At 67.1% G+C, this 27,000-nt stretch carries 18 protein-coding genes; 3 read left to right on the forward strand and 15 right to left on the reverse strand.

Translation table 11 applies throughout. From position 1 onward, the window contains the following. Positions 1-40 precede the first annotated feature (40 nt). The 3 genes from ACOGI4_RS00995 to ACOGI4_RS01005 all read right to left on the reverse strand — a co-directional run bounded on the left by ACOGI4_RS00995 (position 41) and on the right by ACOGI4_RS01005 (position 3,247). A complete protein-coding gene (locus ACOGI4_RS00995) occupies positions 41-1,423 on the reverse strand; it encodes a sodium:proton antiporter (RefSeq protein ID WP_419842097.1) in 1,383 nt (460 codons plus the stop codon). 151 nt (positions 1,424-1,574) lie between these two features. Beyond that, a complete protein-coding gene (locus ACOGI4_RS01000; protein WP_419842098.1) occupies positions 1,575-2,483 on the reverse strand; it encodes an SDR family NAD(P)-dependent oxidoreductase in 909 nt (302 codons plus the stop codon). 479 nt (positions 2,484-2,962) lie between these two features. Beyond that, entirely contained in the window at positions 2,963-3,247 is a 285-nt protein-coding gene (locus tag ACOGI4_RS01005) for a hypothetical protein (protein WP_419842099.1), read from the reverse strand. Positions 3,248-3,593: 346 nt separating this feature from the next. Between ACOGI4_RS01005 and ACOGI4_RS01010 the strand changes: the two genes are divergently transcribed. Next, on the forward strand, positions 3,594-4,808 hold the full coding sequence (locus ACOGI4_RS01010; RefSeq protein ID WP_419842100.1) for an amidohydrolase family protein: 1,215 nt from the start codon (positions 3,594-3,596) through the stop codon (positions 4,806-4,808). A 618-nt stretch (positions 4,809-5,426) separates the two neighbouring features. On the opposite strand, the gene ACOGI4_RS01015 is transcribed toward ACOGI4_RS01010, so the two are convergent. The 12 genes from ACOGI4_RS01015 to ACOGI4_RS01070 form a co-directional block, all read right to left on the reverse strand. Next, entirely contained in the window at positions 5,427-6,854 is a 1,428-nt protein-coding gene (locus ACOGI4_RS01015; protein WP_419842101.1) for a phytoene desaturase family protein, read from the reverse strand. 220 nt (positions 6,855-7,074) lie between these two features. Beyond that, positions 7,075-8,949, reverse strand: coding sequence for a DUF3556 domain-containing protein (locus ACOGI4_RS01020; protein ID WP_419842102.1), 1,875 nt, complete (start codon positions 8,947-8,949; stop codon positions 7,075-7,077). 18 nt (positions 8,950-8,967) lie between these two features. Next, positions 8,968-9,858 carry an ABC transporter ATP-binding protein gene (locus tag ACOGI4_RS01025; RefSeq protein WP_419842103.1) on the reverse strand — a complete coding sequence of 297 codons (891 nt, stop codon included), beginning with the start codon at positions 9,856-9,858 and terminating at the stop codon, positions 8,968-8,970. Further along, on the reverse strand, positions 9,855-12,626 hold the full coding sequence (locus tag ACOGI4_RS01030) for an ABC transporter permease subunit (RefSeq protein ID WP_419842104.1): 2,772 nt from the start codon (positions 12,624-12,626) through the stop codon (positions 9,855-9,857). Before ACOGI4_RS01030 ends, ACOGI4_RS01025 begins: the two co-directional genes overlap by 4 nt. A 110-nt stretch (positions 12,627-12,736) precedes the next feature. Continuing rightward, positions 12,737-14,077, reverse strand: coding sequence for an ABC transporter substrate-binding protein (locus tag ACOGI4_RS01035; RefSeq protein ID WP_419842105.1), 1,341 nt, complete (start codon positions 14,075-14,077; stop codon positions 12,737-12,739). Positions 14,078-14,245: 168 nt separating this feature from the next. Then, on the reverse strand, positions 14,246-14,398 hold the full coding sequence (locus ACOGI4_RS01040; protein ID WP_419842106.1) for a hypothetical protein: 153 nt from the start codon (positions 14,396-14,398) through the stop codon (positions 14,246-14,248). Positions 14,399-14,409: 11 nt separating this feature from the next. Next, on the reverse strand, positions 14,410-15,564 hold the full coding sequence (locus ACOGI4_RS01045; protein ID WP_419842107.1) for a DNA methyltransferase: 1,155 nt from the start codon (positions 15,562-15,564) through the stop codon (positions 14,410-14,412). A gap of 185 nt (positions 15,565-15,749) precedes the next feature. After that, on the reverse strand, positions 15,750-16,142 hold the full coding sequence (locus ACOGI4_RS01050; protein WP_419842108.1) for a hypothetical protein: 393 nt from the start codon (positions 16,140-16,142) through the stop codon (positions 15,750-15,752). An 887-nt stretch (positions 16,143-17,029) separates the two neighbouring features. Then, positions 17,030-18,241 (reverse strand): DUF1015 family protein, encoded by a 1,212-nt coding sequence (locus ACOGI4_RS01055; RefSeq protein WP_419842109.1) that lies wholly within the window; start codon positions 18,239-18,241, stop codon positions 17,030-17,032. 34 nt (positions 18,242-18,275) lie between these two features. Further along, positions 18,276-19,472, reverse strand: a complete 1,197-nt coding sequence (locus ACOGI4_RS01060) for a CaiB/BaiF CoA transferase family protein (protein ID WP_419842110.1) — start codon at positions 19,470-19,472, stop codon at positions 18,276-18,278. Positions 19,473-19,538: 66 nt separating this feature from the next. Beyond that, positions 19,539-20,768 carry an amidohydrolase family protein gene (locus tag ACOGI4_RS01065; RefSeq protein WP_419842111.1) on the reverse strand — a complete coding sequence of 410 codons (1,230 nt, stop codon included), beginning with the start codon at positions 20,766-20,768 and terminating at the stop codon, positions 19,539-19,541. A 147-nt stretch (positions 20,769-20,915) separates the two neighbouring features. Further along, positions 20,916-22,490, reverse strand: a complete 1,575-nt coding sequence (locus ACOGI4_RS01070) for a class I adenylate-forming enzyme family protein (RefSeq protein ID WP_419842112.1) — start codon at positions 22,488-22,490, stop codon at positions 20,916-20,918. A 224-nt stretch (positions 22,491-22,714) separates the two neighbouring features. Between ACOGI4_RS01070 and ACOGI4_RS01075 the strand changes: the two genes are divergently transcribed. Together ACOGI4_RS01075 and ACOGI4_RS01080 are read left to right on the forward strand one after the other, a co-directional pair. Further along, positions 22,715-24,142, forward strand: a complete 1,428-nt coding sequence (locus ACOGI4_RS01075) for a serine hydrolase domain-containing protein (RefSeq protein ID WP_419842113.1) — start codon at positions 22,715-22,717, stop codon at positions 24,140-24,142. Positions 24,143-24,177: 35 nt separating this feature from the next. Beyond that, a complete protein-coding gene (locus ACOGI4_RS01080; protein WP_419842114.1) occupies positions 24,178-26,967 on the forward strand; it encodes a CaiB/BaiF CoA transferase family protein in 2,790 nt (929 codons plus the stop codon). Positions 26,968-27,000 lie beyond the last annotated feature (33 nt).

The following is a 27,000-nucleotide window of genomic DNA, read 5'->3' on the forward strand; positions in this document are numbered from 1 at the left end:
CGGGCGCGGCGAAGTGCGCAGCACCCGCGTGCCGGCGCGCCTACTGGCTGCGTGCGGGCTGGGGCTGGGATCCCTGCGGCTCTCGGGAGATTGGCGCAATGAGCCGCTTGACGAACAGGATGAACACGCCGGTGAGCGCGAGATTGAGCGCCAGCGACAGCATCGCGACCGTGACGATCGGCCCGCCGATGCCGTAGCTGAGGCTGAGCACCAACACCCCTGCGCCGACTTCGCCTCTGGGCCACATGCCGATGGCGACCGCGAGCCGTTCTCGCCAGTGCGCTTCGCGGCGGTAGCACAGTGCCGGGAACATCTTGCCGAGGTTGCTGATCGCCGACAGCACCAAGACGTGAAACAGGATCGCCCCCCAGCTCATCTGCGGCTGGCTGGCAGTGACCGTGGCGGTGTACCGGCCCTCGTACTCGCCGCCGAGCTGGGTCGGGTCGTCCACCGAGGCGGCGGGCGCGGCAGCGTGCAGCGACGCGGGTGTCGGCTCGACGTGCTGCGCGTCGTCGCCTTCGAAGATCTGCGGCAGGCTCAGCCCGACCAGCAGCATGAACACCGCCGCTACCCACGCCGCCGCACGCTGCTCCCGTGGGCGCTCCAGCAGTTCGTGCAGCTCGGATTCGGCTTGGGCTGCTTGAGTACCCGACTCGCCGGCGTCACCCCGTCGGGTTGCACGCTGACCGGCGATGCGAGGCCGAGCGATGCAGCCGAGCACGAACGCCGGCAGCAGCACCTCGATGTGTATGGGCACCGACGGGTCGATCACCTTGGTCAGCTCGTAGAGCACCTCGCTGGTGCCCACGATGGCCGCGGCGTAGAACAGCACCCAGCCCCACGTCACCGGCAGCGTGATCCGGTGCAGGAACACGTAGGCAACGATCAGCAGCACCGCCATCAGCACCACCACGCCGCCGAGCTGCCAAGCGAGTCCGACCAGCAGAATCTGCAGCGGGATCATCAACAGCACGGTGTCGAGGTCGTCGAAGATGGCCAGAATCCGGGCTTTGCGGAACAGCCACGTAGCGCCCAGACCGGCTGCAGCGAGCATGCTGAACAGGACCCCTGCCGATGTGGGCGCTGCGAACCTGCCCGCCAGCAGCGTCTCCTTCCAAGCGTCTGCGTTGCCCCAGACGTCCGAGGGCAGCATCACGAAGACGAAGTAGCCGGTGACGAAAATCCACGGGAACGACGCGGCGGTGAACGCCACGAAGTAGTCCCACCCGTACTGGCGCAAGTTCGTCTTGTCGATGTGGAACTCGAAGCCGACGTGGATCATGATGAACGCCAGACCGGTCATGGTCAGCACGCGGATGGAGGTGGCCACTTGGTCGTGCAGGCCGCCGGTCAGTTGCGGCAAGAACTGCGAGAGCGCCAGCCCGACGAGCAGCAACACCGAATAAGCCAGCACTTTGCGCACCGCTTCAACCCTCTCCGCAGGCAAACGAGACGAAGGCAGTATCGCAGCGCCGCTTCGTGTTTACGCGGCGATTTCTCCGAGGCGTGTCGAGATCGTTTCGACAGCGTGAAGAACCGCGTGTCGCCAGGCCACGAATGCGGCGCGGCGCGACCTACAGGCGCCGAACGGTCGCCGCCTTGCCTGTGGTGCCGTAGGCCATGCCTGCGGTGCGGTGCAGGTTCCGCGTGTTGTGCATCCGACCGTGGATGCGCGGGCCTGCGGCGAGCATCGCGCCGTCCACCACGAGCTGCTGGCCGCTCACGAACTGCCCGTCGTCACTCGCCAGGAACAGCGCCGCCGAAGCGATGTCAGCGCCTTCGCCCCGGCCCGGCCACGGCTGGGTCTCGCGCATCACTTCTTCGGCTTGGGCTTCGTTGCCGCTGTGCATCAGCGGCGTGAAGATCAGTCCCGGGCAAATGGCATTCACCCGGATCCGGTGAGGCGCGAGTTCCACCGCCGTTGTCTGGGCCAGACTGATGACGGCGGCTTTGGCAGCGGAGTACGCCTGCGGTCCTGCGCCGCCGCCAACGCCGGCGATCGATGCCGTGTTGATGATCGAACCGCCGCTGCCTTGAGGAATCATGTGGCGGGCCGCGTGCTTGGTGCCCAGCATCACCGAGCGCACCAGGATGGCGAACGTCTCGTCCCACGCGTCCACGTCCAGCTCGGTGATCGGCCCGAACGCCCCGCCGATACCGGCGTTGTTGAACACCACGTCGAGCCGGCCGAATGCCTCGACGGCCAGCTCGGTCATGGCCGCGACGTCATCTTCCACGGCGACATCGGTGCGCGAGAAGCGAGCGCGTTCGCCGCATCCGGCTTGGTTGAGCTCTGCCATGAACGCGTGGCCTGCGTCGGCGTTGAGGTCGCCGATCACTACCGAGGCGCCTTCGTCCAAGAACCGCTCGACCGTGGCTCGGCCCATGCCGCTGGCCCCGCCGGTGATGACCGCAACCTTGCCGGCCAACCTGCCGTCGGCCTGCTCCTTGGCCTCCCCAACACTGCGCGTCGCGGGTTCCATTCCCTCAACCATGTTCGCCTGGCCTCCCTCGTGCCGCCGGCGACCGGTGCCGCTACGTCGCCGTGATCGTCTGCGGCGACATTAGATGCCGGAATCTGCTGATGCTTGCTTCGGCGCTGCAAGATTCATCATGTCGACCGGGGTGTCTCGGGTGACCTCCGCGAACGCATCCATCATGCTCGGACTCTCGAACACGCGATTGCGCCGTCCCGCGCTTCGCTGTACCAAGATCCCGATGTCGGTCAGTCGATTGACTGCGCGCTGGGCGGTCGTATCGTCACAGGACAACTGCTTGGCGACGCTTGTGGCCGTGACGATCGGTTGCAAGGGCGACGACTCCAGCAACCTGTAGGCCGCGGAGCCGGACCGAATTCCGGCCCGTCGCGCTATGTCTTGCCAACCTCTGAGCAGCCCGTCCAAGTGTTCGACGAAGCGCTCACGCAGCAAGCAGCCGTACATTGCAGCATCGGCATGCAACTCTATGCAGGGAAGATACGTCGCTGAACGCATCGCGTCGTCGGCGGAGCCACATGTCGTGCTGCGAGAGGGCCATTGAGCGCGCCACCGCCAATCCAGTTCTGGCTATCACGTATGCGGCCTGCGAGTTCCGGCTCGTCCCGCATGAGCACCGCATGGACGTCGAGTATGTTCTCCACCGTCAGATCGGTGCCGGACGCGGCCAAGCTGATGGCTCGTTGTGTGGCTTCGAGGTTGCGAAGCGCTTGCACCTCTAGAGCGGGCGGACGCTTTCCGAACAGCGTCATCTGCGCTTCAGCGCGTGCGACCCGCCGATCAGCGCGTGCGGCCCGCCGAGCGGAAGGGCGTAGTTCTTCAATACACCTGCAACTCAGCTTCAAGTTGCAGGTATAGCGTTCCTTGGCTGCAACTCAGCTTCGCGGCACCATGCGCGCACTCGTCGCCTGCCTGGCCACGGACGAACCCGTAGCGAGCCTGAGCGCGCTGAGTGCCGCAGCGGCAGCGTGGCTTCTGCTGTGGTTGCGCGGCCTCGGCTGCTCGCCGTGACGCGACCCGGCTCGTCATGCGACAATGCGAGCAGGACCAATGCGCATCCGGGGGATGCTGCGCTGTGCTTGGAGGGGAACTTCAACCATGACTACGACTGTTCAACGACGACTGACCGCCGATGGCGGGCAGCGCCATATGCACGAGGTACACAAGATCGCGCATGCCGGCGCCGTGGATGCCGACGGGCACATCCTCGAGCCGCCGGATCTGTGGCAGGAATACCTCGAGGCTCGCTTCAAGGACCGAGCGCTTCGCATCGAGATCGAGCCTGAGCGCGGGCTCGAGGTCCTCATGATCGACAATCGCCGCAGCAAGCTGGCCCGCCCAGGGATGGTCTCAACGCTCGGCGCCATGGGTGCGCCCGACCTGCCTGACATCATGTTCAACCCAGATCGCACCTACACGGGCGAGATCCCGTTCGGCGCCATGGATCCCCGCCAAAGGGTCGAGCTGCTCGACGCCGAAGGCCTCGACATCGCAGTGCTGCTGCCGACGATGGGGCTGCTGTGGGAAGCCGAACTCGAAGACGCCGAGCTGAGTCAGGCGTACACACGTGCCTACAACCGCTGGATCTGCGAGTTCTGCCGGGACCATGCCGAGCGGCTCGTGCCCATCGCCCACCTCTCATTGACTGATCCTGTGGCTGCTGCTGCGGAGTTGCGACGCTGCGTGGCTGACGGGGCGCGAGGCTGCTTCGTGGCACCGTTCACCCATTCGACGCGTCCGCTCGGTCATGCCGACCACGATCCGGTGTTCGAAGCGGCACAGGACCTCGGCGCGCCGTTTGCGATCCACCCGACCTTCGAGCCCCAGTGGACGAAGGGGACCCGCATGGGCACCTGGGAGCACGTGCGCGAGCTGCGGCTCACGGCATCGATGACGGCCTCGGACGGGGTGCGTCACCAGTTCGTGTCGCTGTTCGACTACGGCGTCTTCGAGCGGTTCCCGAAGCTGAAGGTGCTGGTGCTCGAATCCGGCGGAGGCTGGCTCGGCTACTGCCTGGATCGGATCGATGCCGTGTTCGGCCACACCTACACCGGCACGCGGGTGCCGCTCACGCTGAAGCCCAGCGAGTACTTCATGCGACAAGGATGGATCTCCTGCGACCCCGACGAGCGCACGATCCCTGCATTGGCGGAGCGCTTCGGGCACGACCGCTTCATGTGGGCCAGCGACTTCCCTCACGCCGACCACACGCCGGAGTACGCGAACGACCTCAACGCACTGGTCGACCTGTTCCCCGCCGCAGCGCAGCGCGACTTCGTCGGCGACAACGCCCGCCGCCTCTTCGGCCTCTAGCAGTAATGTCGCTTCGAGCTATTGACATCTGATGCGAACAGGCCGAGCAGATGCCGCAAGTTCAATTTGGAAGCTCGGCTGCCAGGATCTTCGGAAGGCACGAGCCGTCACGGGTGAGACCGGTTGCTTCTGCCAATCTCACTGCGCGAAGTGCTGCCTATGCCGCCGCGTGCTCCGAGATGGGTTCCTTCAGGGCGGCGACCAGCTGTGGTATGGACTCGGAGACGACACTCCATGCGATTTCGTCGGCAGTGTCACGATGGTCATACACATGGCCGATATTGGCACCGCGAATCTCGGCCCAAGGCACAGCTGGCGTGGAGTTGCAAACCTGCTCTGGCAGCCACTCGTCCGGGTCATTGGACCTAGGCATGAGACGTTTCCTGTTCGGCAGGCAAGAGCACGAACACCGTCGTTGTCGAGTAGCTCGTCGGCGCGGCGTACGGGGAGTTGACGATCGGCTGCTCGTAGAAGTCGGGCATGCGTCATCCACGCTACGCGCGCGCTGCTACATGCGGGGCGTTCGCCGTCAGCAGCGTTGATGGAGCCTCGCGGTGATGCCCGGCACCGCCAACCCAGCCAGCCCGACTGAGGAATACGGGCAATGCCGCCCGCGTGTCAGACGGACGGCGCGATGTTGAGTGAGGCGAGGGCTCGGGTGGCGGCGTTGGCGCCGCACATGCCGTGGGCGCCTGCGCCGGGCGGAGTGGATGCCGAGCACAGGTAGGTGCCCGCGATGCCGGTGAAGTAGGGGTCGGCGGCGGCTCGCGGCCTGAACAGCAGCTGGAGCGGCGACGATGCGCCGCCAAGGATGTCGCCGCCGACGTGGTTCGGGTTGTGTGCCGCCATCTCGGTCGTCGAGCGGACGGCGGTGCCCACGATGCGTTCGCGAAAGCCGGGGGCGAAGCGCTCGATCTGGGCGACGATCGCCTCGGTTGCGTCGCCCGTGTAACCGTGGGGAACGTGCGCGTAGCTCCACAGCGGGTGAATGGTGCCAGCCGAGCGGCTCGGATCCGCGCGGTATTGCTGGCCTACCAGCACGAAAGGCCGCTCTGGCATCCGGCCACGATGGGTCGCCAGTTCGCAGGCGAACACCTCAGCTGCGCTCCCGCCCAGATGCACGGTGCCGGCATCCGCCGCGGCCGCCGCACGCCACGGCACGTCGCCGTCGACGGCGAAGTCCACCTTGAACGCAGCGGGTCCGTGACGGAACCGCCGATAGGCACGGGCGACACGGGCCGGCAGCCGGTCGCCCAAAATGTCGGCTGCCGCTGCGGGCGACACGTCGAGCAGCAGCAGGTCCGTCGGCGGCAGCTCGGCGCTCGAACGGACGCGCACGCCGGTCTCGACCCGTCCGCCGTGTGCAGCCAGCTCTGCCGCCAGCGCGTCCGCAATCGCCTGCGACCCGCCCTGCGCGACCACCCAGCCGTGGACATGCCCGGTCGCCAGGATCAGCAGGCCGACGGCGCTGGTCATGGGGCGGTCCAGCCGGTGCAATGCGTGCGCAGCGACACCTGCCCACAGTGCCCGCGCCGGTTCGCCACGCCACAGGCGACCCAACACGGTGGCAGGCGTGGCCGCTGCGGCCCCGAAACGTGCAGCCGACAGCGGATGCCGGGGCACCCGCAGCAGCGGCTGGGTGACGTCGCTGAGCAAGGCGTCCAAGTCGTCAGTGAGCGCTGCGAACAGTCGCCGCCAGCGCTCCCCGTCGGCACCGAGCCCATGCGCTGTCTGGTCGACCGACCGGTACAGCACCGCAGCAGTGCCGTCGTCGAGCGGGTGCGCGCAATCCACCAGCGGGGCACACCAGCGCAGGCCGTGCGCTTCGAGGTCCAACGAGCGCAGGAACGGCGACGCCGCGGCCACCGGATGCACGGCTGAGCACAGGTCATGCACCAGCCCGGGCAACATCATCTCGGCACTCTTCGTGCCGCCGCCCACCTCCGACGATGCTTCGAGCACTGTCACCTCGACGCCCGCCCGGGCCAGGTACACAGCAGCCGCCAGCCCGTTGGGCCCGCTGCCCACCACGATCGCCGAAGTCACCCCGCGCTCACCGCATCATCGCCAGCGTGTGCCGCGCTTCGGCCGGCCGAGGCCGTGCCGCCCTGACGCCCCTCGCCCAACGGCAGCACACATTGGCGAAGAATCGCGAACACCTGCGGCCGCCCGACGCTCCTCGCCCAAAGACACGAGACTGACACACCTACGCCAACCACGCCTCAACTCGTCCAAGCAGCGACGCGTCGGCTGCTCCGCAACTCACCTAGGCGCCGGCATCAACGGCGGCGCGGGCGTCTGTCTCGCCGCGTCGAGGAATCAGCCACGTCCCGTCATGGTCGATGGACGGCACCTTGCGCGCGTTGCCTGGGTGCGGCACCCCTTGAGGCTCATAACCCTCCCGCCGCCACGTCACCGTGTGTGGAATCGGTCCGTCAGGCAGCCACGGCTGAGTGTTGTAGGCGTCGTCGTGACGGTAGAAGCCCTTTTCGACCGTGCCGAGCGCGGCATCGATCACGCGGTACTGCACGATGTTGGTGAACGCCGGCCGCGACTCGGTGAACACCGCCACCACGTCGCCCGGCTCATACTGGCAGCGCTCCTGCCACGCAGCGATCAGCCGCTCGTCGAGGCAGTGACCGTCGCCGAAGTTCCAGCCCGTCAGCACGTTGCTCAAGAACTCGCCCTCGCGCTGAATCCGCTTGTCCAGGTCGTCCACATGGACCATCAGACCGGAGATGTGCATGCGGCCCATCGGGTGCATCATGCGGAATGCCACTGCCTTCTGGATGAAGATCTCCGAGATCTCCTTGCCGAACAGCGGCTCCAGCTGGTCGATCTGGTTGTCTGCCGACTTGACGATCTTGTCGTTGATGCGGTCTTCGATCTCCTTGTTTCGCAGCGAGAACGTTGCCGCCGACCAGTTGCCCGCGTACTGCTTCATCCCCACCAGGAACGAAACGTACTGCGGCCGGAACGCTCCGAGCACGATGGGGAACAGCGCAGCGACCACCACTACCACCAGCAGCACGGGCGACATGTCGGCCACGCTGTAGCCCCCGCTGACGTGGAAGTTGGAGAACAGGAACGCCACGCAGAACATGAAGTACACGTTCCACTCCAGCGGCACCGCCAAGGGGAACGTGGAGATGATGAAGCTGTGCAGCATCCAGATGGACACGATGGCAATCCATGTCGTCCAGCGCCACGGCGAGAACAACAGCACCAACGGCATGACGATCTCGCAGGTGGTGCCCCCGATGTGGGCCAGCAGATGCGTCGTGCGGGACGGCCGGATGTCGTTCGGGTAGTCCTTCACGGTGGCTTTCCGGAATCGGTCCCACACCACCCAGGGCGTGTTCTGCACCATGATCGACACCGTGGAGGAGAAGCCGTGCTGCAGCTTGGAGAACCCGGCGCCCATCCAGACTACGACGATGAAGATCTTGGCCGCGATCACCATGTCCACGAAGTTGCTGAACAGCGAGAAGCAGAGCAGCGTGGGAACGTACTGCTCGGCACGCGACGACAGGAAGACGATCTTGTCGCGCAGCGCCATCAGCAAGATGAGCCCGCAGTAGATGAGCGTCGCCCACTGCGGCAGAATCCCTGCGCTGCCCTCGGGCAGCCCGTCGACTTGCTCGGGCGACAGCACGAGCAGCAGTATGAGGCTGGCCAGGATCAGCTTGTACAGGCCAGTGTCCCACGGCGTGCGCCGGTTGCCCTTGGTGAACGGGACGTGGTTGGGGTACGGCGGCACGCGCAGCGTGTCGTTCTGCCACCAGTACAGAATTCCGCCGATCGGCGGATCGAAGTGGAAGGCCAGCGGTCCACAGGTGGCGGCCAGCCCCATCACCTCCAGCAGGATCGTCCAGATCATCAGCTTCTGGTACAGGACGGGTTCGTCCCACCAGCCGGCGATGTTGTCGAACTCCAGCCCGGCAGTGAATGCGCCAGCCACGATCAGCCCGAACAACGCGTAGAGGAAAATCTTCCACGCGTAGAACGTGCCGGTCTGCTTCGGCGTCCCGAAGCCGTGCTCCACCCAGTGAAGCTGCAGCAGCTTCATCCGCTCGAAGAACGGAATCTTGGCGAACTCGTCCAGATCGACGTCGGGCAGCTCTGCGGTTCGATACCCCATGGCAGTTACCTCTAGTGGTTACCTCTTGCGGCGGGCCATGGCCGCGGCCCGTCGCTGTTGCTCTCGTCCGAGGTAGTAGTCGTCCTCGGCAGTGGACCGGGTAGAGGCCAGCTTGCCGGACAGCCGGACCAGCTCGCGTTCGCGGACTCTCAGCCGCCTCCACGCCTTCTTCTTGTTCTTGCGGCGCAGCCGCTCGATGTGGTCTTCCTCCGTCTCCGACGTCCCGTGCAGGTAGGTCTCCTCGATCTCGTCGAGACGCTCGAGGGCTTCCGCAGCAGGCAGCTGCAGCAGGATCTGGCCGCGAGCCATCAGGTACATCACATCGGAGTAGCGGAGCGCCTTGCGCGCGTGCTGCTCCACGATGAGCGCGCCGGTGCCAGTCGTGTCCGCAGTCTTGCGCACTGCGCCCAGCAGTCGGTCGACGATCTTGGGGGCCAGCCCGAGCGACAGCTCGTCGGCGAGCAGCAGCGACGGCTCACGGCTCAGCGCCCGCGCCAGCGCCAGCATCTGCTGCTCGCCGCCTGAGAGCATGCCGCCGCGCACCGACAGCCGAGGCGCCAGTTCGGGGAACAGCTCCAGCGCAGCCTCGACCGATCCCCCGCCGACCCGCAGGTTGTCGCGGGCGGACATCTTGGTGAACACCAGCCGCTCCTCGGTCACCAGCCCGATGCCACCTCGGCGCACCCGCTGGTCCATTGGCGTGAAGGTCGGCACGTTGCCGAACATCACGATGCCGTCGACCGGCGTCAGCTCGCCGGCGATGGTCAGCAGCGTGGTGGTCTTGCCGGCGCCGTTCGGACCCAGCAGGCACACCACCTGACCGGGCCAGACCTCGATGTTGACGCCCTGCACGACGGCCCGGTTGAGGTAGCCGGCCTTGAGGCTGCGCGTCTGCAGCAACGGCCTCACGTCCCGCCTCCCGCGACAGGCGTATGGCTCGGCTCGGCCGCGGACGCGCCGCCGGCCAAGCCGTTCCCGGCGCTCTCCGGCTCCTCGGCGTCGTCGCCCAGATAGGCGGCGATCACTGCCGGGTCGACTCGAATCTGCGCAGGGCGTCCGGCGGAGATCATCTTCCCGAAGTCCAGGACCACCACCTCATCGCAGACATCGTTGACGAAGTTCATGTCGTGCTCGACGACGAGCACGGCCATGCCCCAGTCGTTGGCCAGCCGTCGGACCACCTCGGCCAGCTCCTCGCTTTCGGCGGTGCTCAGGCCAGCCGCCGGCTCGTCCAGCAGCAGCACGCTGGGATGCATCGCCACCGCACGAGCGATGGCGAGCAGGCGCAGCTTTCCGTAGGAGAGGTCCTTGACGTCTCGGTGGAGATCGCCGTCGAGCTGGAACTCGACGACGGCTCGCACCACCTCGGGCGGGAAGGGCGGGTTGGCAGGGGCGACGAGGTCGCGCAGGTACGAGCGGAGGTCCTGCGGATCGGCGGCCACGCTCAGGTTCTCGAAGACCGTCGCGTCCTCGAACAGCTCCAGCGACTGGAACGAGCGCGCAACGCCGCCACGAGCGCGTCGAGCTGCCGGAAGCGCCGAGATGTCGTCGCCGTCCAGCAGCACCCGGCCCGCCGACGGGGTGAATCCGCTGACGGCGTCGATCAGCGAGGTCTTCCCCGCGCCGTTCGGGCCGATGAGGCCGGTGACCGTGCCGGGCGTCAGCTCGAAGGTGACGTCGTCGACCGCGACGACAGCGCCGTAGCGAACCGTCAGCCCTTCGATGCGCAGCGTGCGCGCGGGCACCTTGGACGGCTCGCGTTCGCCGGCACCGGAGTCGGCGCCGTCGGCCAGCTCGATGAAGTAGGAGCGGCCCCACTTGCGAGCCCGCTTCACCAGCCGGAAGATCTTGACCCACTCGGCGGCGACCCCGTCCTTGTAGCCCAGCACCATCAGCAAGATCGCGATGCCGCTGATCAGCTGCGCCCAGCGACCCACGCCTCCCCAGGTCGATTCGAGCACTTCTTGGCTGAACCCGGCCGTGGCCATCGTCGCGCCCACGAATGCGCCGAGGAGGTGGCCGACGCCGCCGACCAGCGCCAAGCCCACCAGCAGGATCGACGTCAGGTTGGTGAACGACGGATAGCTGATCGAGGTGAGCCGGAAAGCGAGCAGGATGCCGCCGAGCGCGGCAATGGCCGAGCTGAGCGAGAACGCGAACAGCTTGGCCGCCACGACGTCGATGCCCAGCGCCGTGGCCGCGCGCTCGTTGGTTCGCACCGCAATCAGGCGGCGGCCGCTGCGTCCGCGGCGCACGTTCGAGACGACCCACACCGCCACGAACGCCATCACCAGCACGAAGATGCCGTACCGCTCCGGGTAGCGGATGGAGCCGATGTCCAGCCCGAACAGGTCGGGGCTGCCGACCTGGGTGCCTTGGACTCCGCCGGTGTACTGGCGGTTCCGGAACAGCATCAGCTCGATGGTGGTGCCCAGCCCGAGCGTGACGATGGCGAGGTTGATGCCGCGCGTTCTCACTGCGGGCAGGGCGAAGACGAACCCCAGCGGCACTGCTGCTGCGACGCCGGCGACGAGCGCGAGCACGAAGGGCACGTCGAAGACTGCTACGAGGCGTCCGGCAACGTAGGCGCCGAACCCCGCGATTGCGTACTGCGCGAGCGACAGCTGGCCCGCGTAGCCGGTCAGCACCACGATGGACAGCAGCACGATGGCGACGCCGACGGTGACGGTGAGCGCGTCGATCCACTTGGCCTGCTTGGTCAGCATCAAGAAGGCGATGGTGCCGAAGCCGAAGATCGTCCAGTCCCAGGACATGCGCCCGTTGCCGATCATCGGCAGCTCTCGCAAGAAGTAGTCGCGCAGCGGCAGCGACCGCCCTCGGAACACGAGGAACACGATGATGACGAGGAACGGCAGCGAGGGCCCGAGGCCTTGCTGGTCCACATAGCGGCCGACGAGCGTCTGGCCGATGCCCAGCGCCAAGCCTGCAGCGGTGGCGATGGGGAACGACCGAAAGTCGCCGACCAGTGCCGCCGCGAGTGCCGCGAGCACCAGCGAGGTCATCGCGGTGACCTGCAAGGTGATGATCGGCACTACCAAAATGCCGGCGACTGCGGCGATGGCCGAGCCCAGCGCCCAGTTCTGGATGGCGATCGCGTTCGGCGACAAGCCGATTGCGGCTGCGGCACGTTCGCTCTCCGACACCGCTTCGGTAGCAAGGCCGAAGTGGCTGGAGCGGTACATCAGCCACAGCAGCGCGGCCGAGGCGCACGCGACGCCAAACAGGATCAGTCGGTCCGCAGTGATGGCCACGTCGCCCCACAATGTGACGCGAGCCGTGGGCAGCCAGCTGTCGACTTGGCGTGCATTGGAGCCGTACCTGATGACCACGCCGGCCTGAATCAGAATGAGTACGCCCAGCGTGGCGATGACGCGGATCAGCGAACTGGCGCGGCGCAGCGGCCGCATGATGACCCAGTGGGTCAAGGCGCCGAGCAGCGCTGACAGCGCGACGCCCATGAGCGCCGAGACCAGGAACGGCCAGCCTGCCCGGTTCTGCAGCTCCCACTGCAAGAACACGCCCGCGATGGCGGTGGCACCGAGGGAGAAGTTGAGGACACCGGTGCCGCGGTAGACGACGATGAGGCCCTGCGAAGCCAAGGCGTAGAGCGCGCCGACGCCGAGGCCCAGCAGACCGAATCGAACGATCTCTCCCAATGATTCCCCTGTCGCAGCGGTGCTAGCCCGACGCTCCGCGGCACCGGGGCGGCCGGCGAGCGTTCACTCGGGCCGCCTCGGCGCTGCGGGCGTCTGCAGGTGCGTAGCGGTCAGCCGGCGTTGCCGGTCGCCAGACCGCTGACGTCTTCGAAATCGGTGGTGAGCGGCACGACCTTGCCGTTCTCCAGCGTGCTGTAGACGACGCTGCGGTTGAACAGGCGCTGGTAGCCCGCCAGCCCGTCGGTCCACTCCTGGGTGAAGTCCAGCACCGGGACCATGCCGCCGAGGTCGAGGTTGTCGGTGTTCGATGCCGCTTCGAAGAACGAGGAGGCGGTGATCTCGCCGTCGATGGTCTCAGCGATCTGTGCGAAGGCGACGAAGGCAGCCCAGGTGCCCATCCCGCCGAGGCTGTTGTAGTCGTGCTCGGTGGTGTCGTAGCCGCCCTCGTCGAGTGCCAGCCGGTACTCATCCCACGGCGCCGTGGAGATGTCCGGGTACATGCCGGCGATGATGTCGCCGTCGGTGGCCTCTTCGTTGCCTGCTGCCGAGATTTCGTTCAGGTTGCCTTGGGGGCCGTACTGCCGGGCATCGGTGCCCGACTGAGCCCACGCGGTGTTCCAGGTGATGTACGGCGTCTCGGAGATGATGCCGATCACGCAGTCGGCGCCGGTCGTGGCCTGGGCGACCTCGGAGGAGTAGTCCTGCGCCGTGGGCGGCAAGATGATGATGTCGCCGAAGCTCTGTCCGAGCGCCTCGATCGCGTTCTCCATCGGCGGGAGGAAAATCTGGGCGCCGTCGATAATCACTGCGTTGATGGCACCGCAACCGTCCTCGATCGCCCGCTTCACGGCGCCGACGGCGTACATCGGCTGGTTCCCGATGGGGAACGAGTGCGGACTCGTCAGCTCGGACGGCGTGATCGGACAGCACGGGCCGAACCAGGTGATGTCGGACTCTGCGATCACCGGGACGATGCTCTCGGCGAAGAAGGTGAACGAGCCGACGACGGCCACCATGTCCTCCTCCACGGCCTCGCGAGCGCACGTCGCGGCCACGGCCGGGTCGAACTGCTCGTCGCAGACGGTGACCTCCAGCGGCCGTCCGCCGATGCCGCCTCGCGCATTGATGTACGCGGCGTAGGCGTTGGCGGTGTTCGCAATGTTGGCGTAGGTCGGGCCTGCTGCGTTGAGCGTGGTGACCGTCATGACCCGGATGGGCTCGCCGCTGGGCATCGCTGCCATCGCTTCGGTGGTCGTGGGAGCTGCGGCCTGCGTTGTGGGCGCCGCTGCCTGCGTGGTCTCGGGTGCCGGCTGGGTGGTGCTCGCCCCGTCGTCGTCATCATCGCTGCCGCAGGCGGCGGCGGTCAACGCGAACACGGCGAGGATCGCCGCGATCGCTCGCCACGAGCGCCGTTTCGTGCCGCGCCTCAGAACTTCCTCGCTGGTGGTCATGCGTTGTCCCTCCCTGGACTGCGGCAGGCACTTCAGCGAGCCGACTCGGCCGCCGCCTGCACCGCGGTCATTGAAGCAGACTCGACGGCCTCCCGCACCAGTGCCGGCCGCGACACCGCCCGTCGCGGCGGTCCACGGCGATTCCCGTGGGCACCGCGACCAGCCGAGCTACGCGATGGCGAAGACGACGATGGCGACGATGAACGCGATCGTCAGCGCCAGCACCGCCATCGCCGCGAGCCCGTCGCTGCGCGTACGGTCCCGCTCTGCGGCGTCGGTTTGCTCTTGCGGTTCGTCGGTCGGATCGGTCGGCTCGTGCATCCCCCGCTCGCTCACGTCGCCATCTGCAGTCGATCACGCAGGTAGGCCATGCCACGGTCACCTTTCACGCTATTGCAGCGCGCGCAGAGCAGCTGCAAGTTCGAGATATGGTCGGTACCACCCTTGCTGCGGGCAATAATGTGGTCCACCGTCAGATTCTGTTCCCTAAAGTGCAGTCCACAGCCAGCACAATGTCCACCTTGTTCTCCGTATAGTCGCTTGCGATTCTCCACACCATTGTGAGGCGGCAGTCGACCAAGATCGGTACGCTGCAAGATATCGGTACGGTGGATCACGTCTTCAAAGATGCCTTGACGGCCACGAAGGCGGTCGACGACCAGCTGTGCCGCCATCGGCGAAATATCGATGCCGATCCACGAACGGTTCAGATCATGTGCGGCCACACAGGTGGTAGCACAACCTGCAAACGGGTCAAAGACAATCTCGCCAGGGTTGCTCGACGCTTCAATGACTCGATGCAACACGGCCAGCGGCTTTTGTGTCGGGTATCCTATCCTCTCCGGGGACGTCTGAGACATGGTATATTCGATGAGTTCGTCATTGTCCCAGACCGTATCGACCGGCTTACCGCCCTTGAGATAGTACTTCTTGTCATTCTGTACGAAGTAGTGTCCGCCCGCGTCCTCGAGGTGGTACTTTGCCTTCATCCATTTGCTCACTTCCCCGCGAATCTTGTTGTGGTGCGCAAGCCGTGACTTTGCGTAGTAGAAGATAACGTCGTGCTTCCGCGGGAACCAACGCTTCGTATTGTAGCCTCCGAGGCCGTAGTGCCAGGTGATTTCGTTTCTGAATTGCTCGCGTCCAAAAATGGCATCCAGGAGCAACTTCAGATAGTGGGACATCGTCGGATCACAGTGCAGGTAAATACTCCCGGTCGGTCTGAGAATTCGGTGCATCTCCAACAGTCGTATCGCCATATAGGCAAGATAGGCCTTATCGGAGTCTGACATCGCGGCAAGCAGTACTCTCCACAGTGCTGGGTGTTGCGATTCCATGAGCTCAATCCACTCAGCATCAAGGTCGCTGAGCGTCCACGTATCCGAAAATGCCGCACCTGCAGCGACCGAGCCGATAGGGGCAGCATAGTTCGTATTGCTGTTGAACGGTGGATCAAGGTATATGAGGTCTACTGATTCACTGTTCATGCCTCTGAGAATGTAGAGATTATCGTGAGTGAAGATGGTCTTGTCGGACCAATTCGGCTGTCCCATCATGGTTTCTTTCTCTGTGCAGGACCCTGTATTGTGTCGCAGTTAGGCTTGCCACACCGAATGCAGTATATGGCTGTTATCGGTCAATTGAGGCTCCGGGTTCCTTGTGATGTATCTCGTCAATCATCGTCGGAGTCTTCGAGGGGTTGAGCGTAGTAGGGGGCGATGATCTGGCACAGGCGGTGCAGTTCGTCGTATGCCTGGTCCCACCTCGGGTGGGTCTCGACGAAAGTGCCGCCGTAGTCGTTGTAGAGATCGAGCAGCAGACACTTGAACTCGATGCCGTGGCCGTCAGTGCGTTCGTCTTCTTCCAGTTCGGCAGTGTATGCCGTCTCGCCTTCCCAGAGAACGTGCTGCCAGTTATCGATCTGGTGCGCGAGTTCGTGCAGGATGACGAACCTGTTGCGTTTGGGTGTGACGATACGACCGGATTTCTTGTGGCTAAGCCTTGCCGAATAGGTGGTGTAGGTGTCAACAGTGTTGTCATCCCACCAGTACACAGCCTTGCCCATTTTTGTCGCTTGTCGATCCTAAAGTCACTGGGAACCGAGCATGCATATGGCGCATCACCGTCCTCAGTGCAGTGCTCTTGGACCTTCCTGCTTCCAGAGTTGATCAGCGGCACTCGCGGAGACCAGTCGTCGGGCAGCACCAACTGATACCAGTCACCGTCGGGTTGGTCCTTGTCTTCAGGAAAGAACAGCGTTCGGGAGAACTCTCGTCGCATCCAGGGCGTGTACTTCTCCCACACGTTCTTCACCAGTGTTTCAGCTTCTGCTTTTCCGAGGCGATAGGCATTGTCGTAAGAGGCGTCATTGAAGTCGGCGTCCATGAGCATGCATCGCTCCCACGCATACCAGTCTTCGGCGAAGTCGTTGTGGAAGTCCCGCAGCTCGTCGTCGAAGGCAACGCAGTGAAGGTTCACGATGTCAGGGTCCCTGTAGCCCCCGCCGATGTCCATCCTGGTGCCGCTGAGGTCGGCACCGAAGAATGCGACGACGAGCATCGCAAGGTAGCTGAATGGGATCATGGGTGGTTCCTTCCGGCTGGGCCGATGGGTGACTCGTCCCCATCTGGGCGACGTGTGTCCATGATGACGTAGGGGTGTGACACGCTCCCTCGGGACGGCTGCCAGTCAGGCCCAGAGCCAGGCGAAGCTGTCGATGAGCCGTGATGCTGCCATCAGCGCAGCCAGTTGGCTGAGCTGTAGCGCCTAGGACGTCGCCGGTCATGCCGCCGAATCGATAGCGGGCCGCCATTCCGACCACGAGCGCAGCGCCTGCCGCTGCGAGCGCAGCGAGCACGCCCACCGTCCCGAGCCCGACAGCAACAGCACCGCACACGACCGGTGCCGCTGCGCGACCCGCCGGTGAGCACGATCAGCATGGACAGGTCGGCATCAGCAGCGGACCAGCAGCAGGCCGGAGCGTGCCTTCGGCAGGAAGCAGGTGGTCTTGGGCGGCATCACCGCGCCGAAGTCGGCCACCTCGAACACCGAGTCGAGCAGCACCGGCGCCAGCAGGATGGTGACCGGCGCTGCACTGGTGGCGGCCGCGGCGGGCCGGTAGGCAATTCGGGGGTCCGAAGCGCTCTCCACGCCGAAGATCTCGCCCAGCACGCAGTCGTGTACGAATGCTGCGTCCAGCCGGGTCGCCGGATTGGGAACCGGTGATACCGAGCTGCCGAGTCCGGCATCGCGCACACGTGCCCGGTACCAGCGGCCCGCCACGCCCAGGCCGATCCAGCCAGGCGTGCGGGGGCGCGCCGCAGCGGCGTCCGGCACCTCCTCCATGTCGCAGCGAACGCTCATCATCTCCATGACGCGCCTGGGCATCAGATGCAGTTCGCTCAGCTCGCGGTCGAAGCTGCCGAGGTGCAGCTCCTCTGCAGGCGCACAGGCCACGAGCACGTGCGAGAAGCCTGCCTGCCGAGCAGCGGCGACCCGATGGTGCCCGTCCACGATGTAGAGCGGACCGTCGAGCCCGACACCGGCGCCCTCGCCGCCTGCGACTACCGCCGGCCAGAGCGTGACCCGGGCGCCGTCGACGGTCTTGGTGTCCAGCAGCGGGGCCAGCGGCGTGGACGATCGGTTCGATTCTGCCGATCCACGGGACTCGACGGGTTCGGCTGCGGCGAGCGTGGCCTCGATGACTGCGGCCACTGCTGTCAGCCGTGGCGCGGTCACCACCACCGGACTGGACATGCAGCCGACTTCGCTGAAGTGTACGGCCAAGCCGTGGACCCGGCCCGGCTGGGTGTCCTCGTGCGGGCGCAGCTCGTGGGCATCGAGGCGCACGCAGCCCAGCAGGGCGTGCTGCACGCAGTCGTCGGCCTCGACTCGCTGCACGTACAGGCTCGGGGCCCGAGTGTCGCCGAATGCCCCGAGGCCGATCAGCCGATTCAGCGCCTGGGTGCTGCGCGTGGCGTGACGGCGGTGCTCGCTTGGGTGGCCGGAGCTGCCGGCCGGCACACCGGCCACGTGGGCGAACGAGTCCGGATTCTCCGCGAGCCGGCGGGCGTGCTCGTCGGGCGTGAGCGAGTCGTAGGGCGCGGGAATCACGGTCGGCGCCCATTCGGGCACCAGCACACGAGCACGCACCGGCTCGATCATCTGCTGCCCCTCCCCACTGCCACGACCTGCTTGCTCAGGGGATGACGCCGGACTGCTTCAGCTGCTCGATGTCGTCCCAGCCATAGCCGTGCTCCACCAAGATCAGCTCGGTGTGCTGGCCGATCTCCGGCGACGGTCCTCCCGGCGCCCAGGAGCTCTCGGAGAAGTCCACCGGCGTCGCAACCATCTCGACGGTGCCGCCGTCCGGCGTCGGCACCGTCACCCAGCAGCCTGCCGCGTGCGCCTGGGCGTCGGAGCGCAGCTCGGCGGTGGACTGCACGGGGGCCCACCAGACATCGTTCGCATCGAAGATCTCGCCCCACGCTGCGCGGGTGCGGGTGGCCATGACGGCGTCCATCTCCGAAGTGAGCGCCTTGGCGTGCTCGAGGCGCAGCACGATGTCGGCAAAACGCGGGTCGTTCTCCCATGCGGGCCTGTCCAGCGCGCGCACCACGTTGGGCCAGTGGCGGTCGCCTTCGAGTCCCAGCATCCAGAGCCATTCGCCGTCGCTGCAGCGGTAGCAGTTGATGAGCGGGTTGGGCGGGCTGTCGCGGCCCCATGCCTCGGTGTCCGCACCGGTCATGGCGGTGACGTTGTGGTCCCAGCCCAGCATGTAGGTGCCTAGGCGCATCAGCGAGGACTCCACCAGCTGACCCTTGCCGGTGCTCGTGCGATGGAACAGCGCAGCCGCGACGCCCGCCGCGGCGGCGAGCCCGGTCATGTGGTCGCCCATGCCGCCGCGCTGGTAGGGCAGGTCGGCATCGGCGGGAGTCAGCGAGCGGACGATCCCCGCACGCGGCCAGAACGCTCCCACGTCGTAGGTCTGACGGTCCCGCTCGTCGCCCCGCAGCGACAGCCCGGTGACGCTGGCGTAGATCAGGCGCGGGTAGCGCGGCGCCAGCGAGGGGTAGTCGAGGCCCATGCGCTCCAGGCCGCCGGGCCGGATGTTCGAGACGAAGACGTCGGCGTCGCCCAGCAGGCGGTGCAAGGCAGCGAGCCCGTCGGGGTGCCGCAAGTCCAAGGCGATGCTGCGCTTGCCTCGGTTGTCCAGATCGAAGGGCGGGTTGCCCTCGCCCGGGTACAGCCATTCCAGCGAACGAAACGGGTCCCCCTCGGGCGTTTCCACCTTGAGGACCTCCGCGCCCCAATCGGCCAGGATCCCGCCGCAGGCAGGACCGGCGATCCACACGCCCAGCTCGACGACGCGGATGCCCTCCATCGGCCCGGCCATCGGCGCTCCCCCTGTTGAACCGACTGTTGCGCCACGAGACACTGCCCCGGCGACGGCGCAGAGTACTCAGGAATGCTCGCAGCCGGGCTGAGGCGCCGCACACAGCCGGAGCGCGGTGGCTGCGTCGACGCGTTCGGCGGGGGCGAGGTCGCGTCCGATGGCCGCAGCCATCCACTCTGTCGGATCGGCGGGCACCGTCGGAGCATCAGAAGACAGCGTGACGCGGATGCCGCGGCGCAACAGGCTCGCCAGCGGCCACAGCCACTGCTGTTCGGCTGCCGAGAGCTGATCTCGATACTTGGGCGCGCGCCGCGTGACGAAGCTGGGCTGGGTCACCACCGCAACGCCGAGCCGTGCGATGCGGTCCAGCTGTTCGGGCAGCGCCAGCGCGCAGTGCTCGATGCGGTCGACGGTGTCGGCGTGGCGGGCCGGCGGGTGGGCTTCGAGCGCGTCGAGTGCTGCCTGCATGGTGTCGATGTCCATGGCGTGAATGGCAACTGGGAAGCCGTGAACCCGGGCCGTCGCGACTAGTTCGTCGATGGCGCTGTCGTCGTCGTGGGGCGGCATCACCTTGGCGTGACCGATGCGCACGTTCGCCCGCACGCCGGACGCGCCGGCAGCCTCGCGCGTGTCGCCGTCGGCGCCGCTGGTGGGCGTGCTGCCAGTCTCGCTCGGTGCTGTCGCGGAGCTGTACACCCGCGCACCAAAGACGAGACCTCCCAGCGACTCGAGCCGGTTCGCGCCCACCATCGCCGTGACCGACACGGCCGGTGCCGCGGCGACGGCATCGGCGAGCAGCTCCAGCGCTGCCAAGTCGTTCGTGTGGGTGGCGTCGGTGCATGCACGGATGCCGTGCGCAGCGAGGTCGGCGAGCACCGCCGCAAGCTCGGCCACGATCTCGGCACGCTCCGGCCTCGGCACTGCCGCCAGCACGTCGTGGCGCTCGACGAGCACCTCGCCCGCGCCGAGACCAAGCGCTCGCCCCGCCGCGGTGTTCACCACAGCCACGTGACCGGTGAGGTGATGCAGCACTGCGGGCCGACCGAAGGTCACCGCATCCAGTTCTGCGACGGTCGGATGACGCCGCTCTGCGAGCAGCGCATCGTCGTATCCCCAGACCCGCAGCCACGAGGTCGCGTCCCCAGCGCGATCGCGCTCGCGAATGCCGCGCTGGACGGTCTCAAGCAGTTCGCTTACCGTCGCGGCGCCTCGCACGTCGATGGAGCGCCGCGCAGCCGCGCACGCCAGAAGATGCAGGTGATCGTCTCGATACCCCGGCGCGGCGACGGTGCTCATCGGTGCGCTTGACCGCGATGTCTTTGACAGAGGCGAGACCGGCGATCCGGCTCAAGACGGCGGAACCGCAGCGTGGAAGCTGTCGGGCCGGTGCCGGCCACGCCGTGACGCAACTCGCTCACAGGCAGCGGCGCAGCCGCCGGCCGCTCAGAGACCGAGTTCGTCGAGCAGCGGGATCAGGTCGCGCCGCAGCAGCTTGCCGGTGGACGTCCTGGGCAGTTCGTCCATCAGATGCACGAACTCGGGGCGCTTGAACGGCGCCAGCCGCTCGCGGGCATGAGCAGCCAGCTCGTCGCCGGACGTTGCAGCACCAGGGCGCACCACCGCCGCGGCTGCCACACGCTCGCCCCACTCCGCGCTCGGCAGGCCCACGACGGCGGCTTCGAGCACGTCGGGATGGTCGTAGAGGACAGCCTCGACCTCGTCGGGCAGGACGTTCTCGCCGCCCCTGATGATCATGTCGCCTGTGCGACCGTGCAGGAACAGGTAGTCGTCGTCGTCGAGGTAGCCGAGGTCGCCGGTATGCACCCAGCCCTCGTCGTCGATGGTGACGCGGGTCTTCTCGTCGTTGCCCCAGTAGCCGTCCATCGCACGAGCGGTCCACAGCTGCACCTCGCCGATGACGCCCGGCGCCACCGGCTCGCCGCTGTCCGCATCGACCACCCGCACCTGCACGTCTTCGAGCACCTGCCCCACCGAGGACAGCCGATGGAGCTTGCGCTCCTGCTCTTGGGGGGTGCCCTCGATGCGATGGTCGTCGGGGTCCAGCACAGCGACGGTGGACGTGGTCTCGGTCTGACCGTAGGCGCCGGCGAACGCGACATGCGGCGGGAACTCCCGTATGGCGTGACGGATCACCGACGGCGGCATGGGCGCAGCGCCGTAGGTGACGGCTTCGAGGCTGTCGAACGCCGACGGGCTGAAGTTGGGCGCGTGCAGCACGCGTGCCAGCATCGTGGGCACCAAGAAGGCGTGGGTGACGCGGTGGCGTCGGATGCACTCGATCCACGAGTCCGCGTGGAACTGCGGCAACAGCACGACCACACGACCGCTGTAGAGAGCATTCAGCATCGAGGTCAGTCCCGCGATGTGGTACAGCGGTGCCGCGACCGCCATGCTGCCCATGTCCTCGCCGGTGGCGGCGTCGTTGGTGCCCGTGACGTAGCTGGTGACGGCACCGTTGGTGAGCTTCACGCCTTTGGGCATGGCCGTGGTGCCGCTCGTGTACAGCAGCGCGCACAGCCCGTCAGATTCGACGTCGGCGGGCACCGGCAGCTCGAACGACCCGTCACGCGCCGCCGCGTAGGAATCCGGGTCGTCGAGCACGTACACGTGCTCAAGGTCGGCGGGCTTGGTCGTGTGGACGAGGTCGAGATAACGCGACTGCGTGAACAGCACCTTGATGCCGCTGTCAGAGAGCAGGTGCGCCGTCTCCTCCTGAGCCGCACGGAAGTTCATCGGCACCACCGACGCGCCGGCGAACGCAGCGCCGAAGATGGCCTCCACGCTCTCGACGCTGTTGGTGGCAAAGACGCCGACCCGGTCGCCTTCGCCGACGCCCAGCGTGGTGAGCAGGCCGGCTGTGCGCGACACGTTGTCCAGCAGCTCTTGGTAGGTCACCTCGCGGGCCGTCCCGCCGGCTGCCTCCGGAGACGTGTCGATGAGGATGACCTGGTCGCCGGCAATTGTCGCCGGCATGAAGAGCAGCATTCCGAGATTCACATCGACCCCCTGTGACTCGATTGACGCGCCCGGTCGGAGCGGTCCGACCAGACAGATGTCACGGCAGATACTGGCAAGTGCGCCTCCCCGCGTGCCGAGCGGTCAACCCAGAGCGGACGGCCCAGAGCAGTTAGCCCAGAACAGCCAGCCCAGAGCAGGCAGCGCCACAGTCTGCCCACCGTTGCAGCCATTGGCGCGCCCGCATCGGTTCCTACGCTGTTCGCATGAGAAGAATCGCAGCCGTCCTGCTCAGCCTCGGATTGACGATTGCCGCGTGCAGTTCCGACGACGGTGCGATCCGGCAAGCCGAGCCGCAGGCATCCGCACCGACCTCGACGGGGCTTGCACCCACGACTGCCGCAGCCTCCCGGCCGACGACGGCCACCGCAGTGCCGACAACGGCGCTTCCGGCGCCGACGGTCACGACCGCTGCCGGCCCTACGGCATCAACCGGGGCGAACCCCGGCCCAGACGAGGACGTACAGGAACGGCAGGTCAGAGAACAAGCAGGGCGTGTGCGCGAGGAGATCGAAGCCCGACGCGACGTGCCGCTCGCGCAGCTGGATACCGAAGTCGAAGGCTGGATGGACCGCACGGGGGTCCCTGGCGTGGTGCTCGCCGTCACGCACGAAGGCGCGCCGCCGCAGACCTTTGCGTGGGGCGTGAGCGACATCGCCGGCGGCACTCCGATGACGGTCGATCACCACGTGCGCATCGGCTCGGTCACCAAAGCGGTGACCGCGGCTGTGGTGCTGCAGCTCGTCTCCGAAGGTACCGTCGAGCTCGATGCGCCGGTCGCTCGCTACTTGGGCGAGGACTGGGCGCCGGGATACGAGCACGCAGCTGCGGTGACAGTGCGCGACCTGCTCGGGCACACCTCCGGCTTCGTCGAGTACGCGTTCGACTTGGAGTTCTACCGACTCGCTGCCCCCCGGCTGGACGAGCAGATCTCTGCACCCGAGATCCTCAGATTCGCAGCCGACTACGGGCCGGTGGCGCAGCTGGGCACAGAGTTTCACTACAACACCACCGGCTACCTCGCAGCGGGCCTGCTCATCGAGGCGGTCACGGGCGAGACGGCGGCCGCGCAGCTGCGGTCCCGAGTCTTCGAGCCGCTCGGCCTCAGTCACACCTATCTGACACCGCAGGAGTTCCCGCCCGAGCCGACGGCGAACGGGTACGTCGGCGGCGCGATCGGCTACTTGATGGCCCCACTCCTCGGGCTCACCGGCGAGCACCGCATCACCCACAACGGTGCAACGCTGGTGGACATCGGCACGATCCCCGATGCCTTCGCCCGCTCCGCCGGATGGACCGGCGGCGGCATTGAGGCGCAGATCGGCGACGTGGCACTGCTGATCCGCGGACTGTTCGCGACGGAGGTGCTCGACGAGAGCCAAGTCGCGCTGATGACGGCGGGCCACCCCGACGCTGCCAACGGCTACGGACTGGGCATATCGACCGACACCGTCGGCGGTCTGCGGGTGTACTCCCACGGAGGCGGCGTGCCTGGCTTTCGCACGGTCGCGGCGTACGTGCCTGAGGTCGACCTCGGCATCGCGGTGACGGCCAACCTGCTGGGACTCGAAGACGAAGACGACGTGGGCGCGCTGTTGGAACTCCTCGCCCCGATCCTGGCTGCCATGATCTGAGGCGTCACCGCTGTCGCTGCGTCGAGGAGGCCCCTGTGAGCAAGCTGCTGGCCGGGATTCGAGTGCTGGAGCTGGCCACCGGCATATCGGGCCCGTACCTCGGGAAGCTCTTCGCCGATCATGGCGCCGACGTCATCAAGGTCGAGCCTCCGAGCGGCGATCCGGCCCGCCGCCACGGACCCTGGGGCGACGCGGCACTGCCAGCCGGCACCGACAGCCCCGGTGCCCAGAGCCCCATTGTCGGCTGCCCCAGTCACGACTGCACAGAGCGGTCGCCGCTGTTCCTGCACCTGAACACCAACAAGCGCAGCGTCGTCGCTGATCTAAGCACCGCCGGGCCCGGTGCCGGCGAACGCAGTGCCGGCCAGCGCGATGCGGGCGACTTGGAGTTCGTCAAGGCTCTTGCGGCAACGTGCGACATCGTCATCGAGGCCTTTGCGCCGGGCCACCTAGACGGCTTGGGCTTGGGCTACGAGTCGCTCGCCGAGCTGCGCCCGGGCATCGTGCTCACCTCGATCACGCCGTTCGGCCAGACCGGTCCCTATGCCGGGGCGGGCTACCGCGGCAGCGACATCGTGACCTACGCCATGGGCGGACCGATGTGGGGCACGGGCATCGACGAGCGCGAACCGGTCAAGCTCAGCGGCGACGTCACCTCCTACCAGGTCGGCAATCTGGCAGCGGTGCCGACGCTGGCCGCCCACCAGATGAGCCGGCGCAGCGGGCGCTCGTTCCACATCGATGTCTCGGCGTTCGAAGCGCAGGCCGGCACCATCGACCGGCGCACGTCGTTCTTGCTGTACCAGTCCTACACCGGCACCGACGTGAGCCGAGAACCTCGCCAGCCCCAGCGCGCTTCGCCGGTCGGCTTCTATCCGGTGATCGACGGCTGGGCGCTCGTGTTCACGCTGCCGAGCTGGGCGCCTCGGATGGCCCAGACGCTGGCCGCTGCAGGTCTCGGGCTGGGGTCGCACGAGGAACCTTCGCTGGCCGAGCGTTTCGCGACCCCCGCTTGGATGCTCGACGAAAGCCTGCCCGAGGCGGTCGAGGCAGCGCTGTACCCGTGGCTGCTCAGCCACACGCGTGCCGACGTTGCTGCATCGGCGCAGGTACACAAGTGGGCGGTCATGCCGCTGAACTCCCCGCTGGACGTGCTGAGCGACGGGCACTTTGCGGCCCGCGAGTTCTTCCTGCCGGTGACCCATCCCGTCGCGGGCACGGTCACCCAGCTCGCTGCGCCGTTCCGGCTGCACCCAGGCGGGCGCCCGGCGCGCCGCGCTCAGCCCGAGCCGCCACGCCCGGCGCCCTGGCTGGGACAGCACGACGCCGAAGTGCGCGACGAGGTGCGCACGGTGAAGCACGCGAGCCTGCACTGCACAACCGGCGGACCGAGCCCCGCAGAGGCATCAAGCGCGGCCGGCGCGCCGGCCGCGGCTGCGCTCAGTCGCAGCGGCGTGGCGGAGGCCCCGACGCTGCCGCTCAGCGGCATCCGCGTGCTGGACCTCACGGTGGTGTGGGCCGGTCCGGGCTGCACGATGTATCTGTCGGACCTCGGCGCCGAGGTGATCCGCGTCGACAACCCCTACGTGTTCCCGACCGCCACCCGAGGCCACGTGGCCCGCCCGCCGGCACCGCTCGTGCCGGAACTCGGCCCGCTGTCCGGTTATCCCGACAACGACCCGGGCCGCCGACCGTGGAATCGCCACAACATGTTCAGCTCGCACGGCCGCGGCAAGCTGAGCTGCACGCTGGATGCCAGAACTGAGCTGGGGCGCGAGACGCTGGCGCGCCTCGTGGGCGAGACCGACGTGATCGTCGAGAACAACTCGCTGGGCGTGGTTCCGAAGCTGGGCCTCGACTGGGAGACGGTTCACGCTGCGAACCCCCGTGCCGTGATGCTGCGCATGCCGCCGATGGGGCTTGACGGCCCCTACTGCGACTATCTGGGCTTCGGCGCCAACTTCGAGGCACTGTGCGGGCTGACCAGCCTGCGGGGCTACGCCGACGACGACCCCACCAGCTTGACCTCGGTGTTCCACATGGACCCCGCCAGCGCCGCCACCGCAGCATTCGCGGTGCTGGCCGTGCTGGGGCGGCGAGACGGCATCGGCGACGCTGCCGGAACCGGCGTGGGCGAGCTCATTGAGTTCTCCCAGTCCGAGAATGTGATGCAGCACATCGGCGAGTACTTCATCGACGCCGCTGCGAACGGCACTGCGCACACGGCACTCGGCAATCGCTCGATTGCACGGGCGCCGCAGGGCTGCTACCGCTGCGCGGCCGACCCCGCCTTGGCGGACCAGGACGACGAGTGGGCGGTGATCGCCTGTGAGAGTGATGCCGACTGGCTTGCGCTCGCCGGCCTCATCGACGCCGACCGGCCCGACGGCGTGCCGTCGCTCGGCTGCGACGAGCGCTTGGCCACGCTCGCTGGGCGGCAAGCCCACCACGACGAGATCGACACGCGGATCAGCGCCTGGACTCGAGCGCTTACTGCGACGGAGGTGTTTCACCGCTGCCAGCAGGCAGGCGTGCCGGCCGGGCCGGTGCTGCGCGAGTCGCAACTGCGCGCAGACCCACAGATGGCCGATCGCTGCTGGTTCCGCCAGAACGGCTCGGTAGAGCAGGGCTGGCACAGCTTCCCGGGTCGCCAGTGGCGCTGGGACGGCCCCGAGATGCCGTGGCGACCCATCGGGCTGCTCGGCGATGCCAATGAGTACGTCTACCGCGACGTCCTGGGCCTCGACGACGGCGAATGGCAGGCGCTGTGCGACGAGGGCCACATCACCCGCGACTACCTGCATCCCGACGGCACCCCGATGTAGCGGGCCTGGGTAGCCAGCCTGCGTGCCAGCCTG

The organism is Candidatus Poriferisodalis sp. (assembly GCF_965205175.1).
Classification (GTDB): Bacteria; Actinomycetota; Acidimicrobiia; order Acidimicrobiales; family Poriferisodalaceae; genus Poriferisodalis.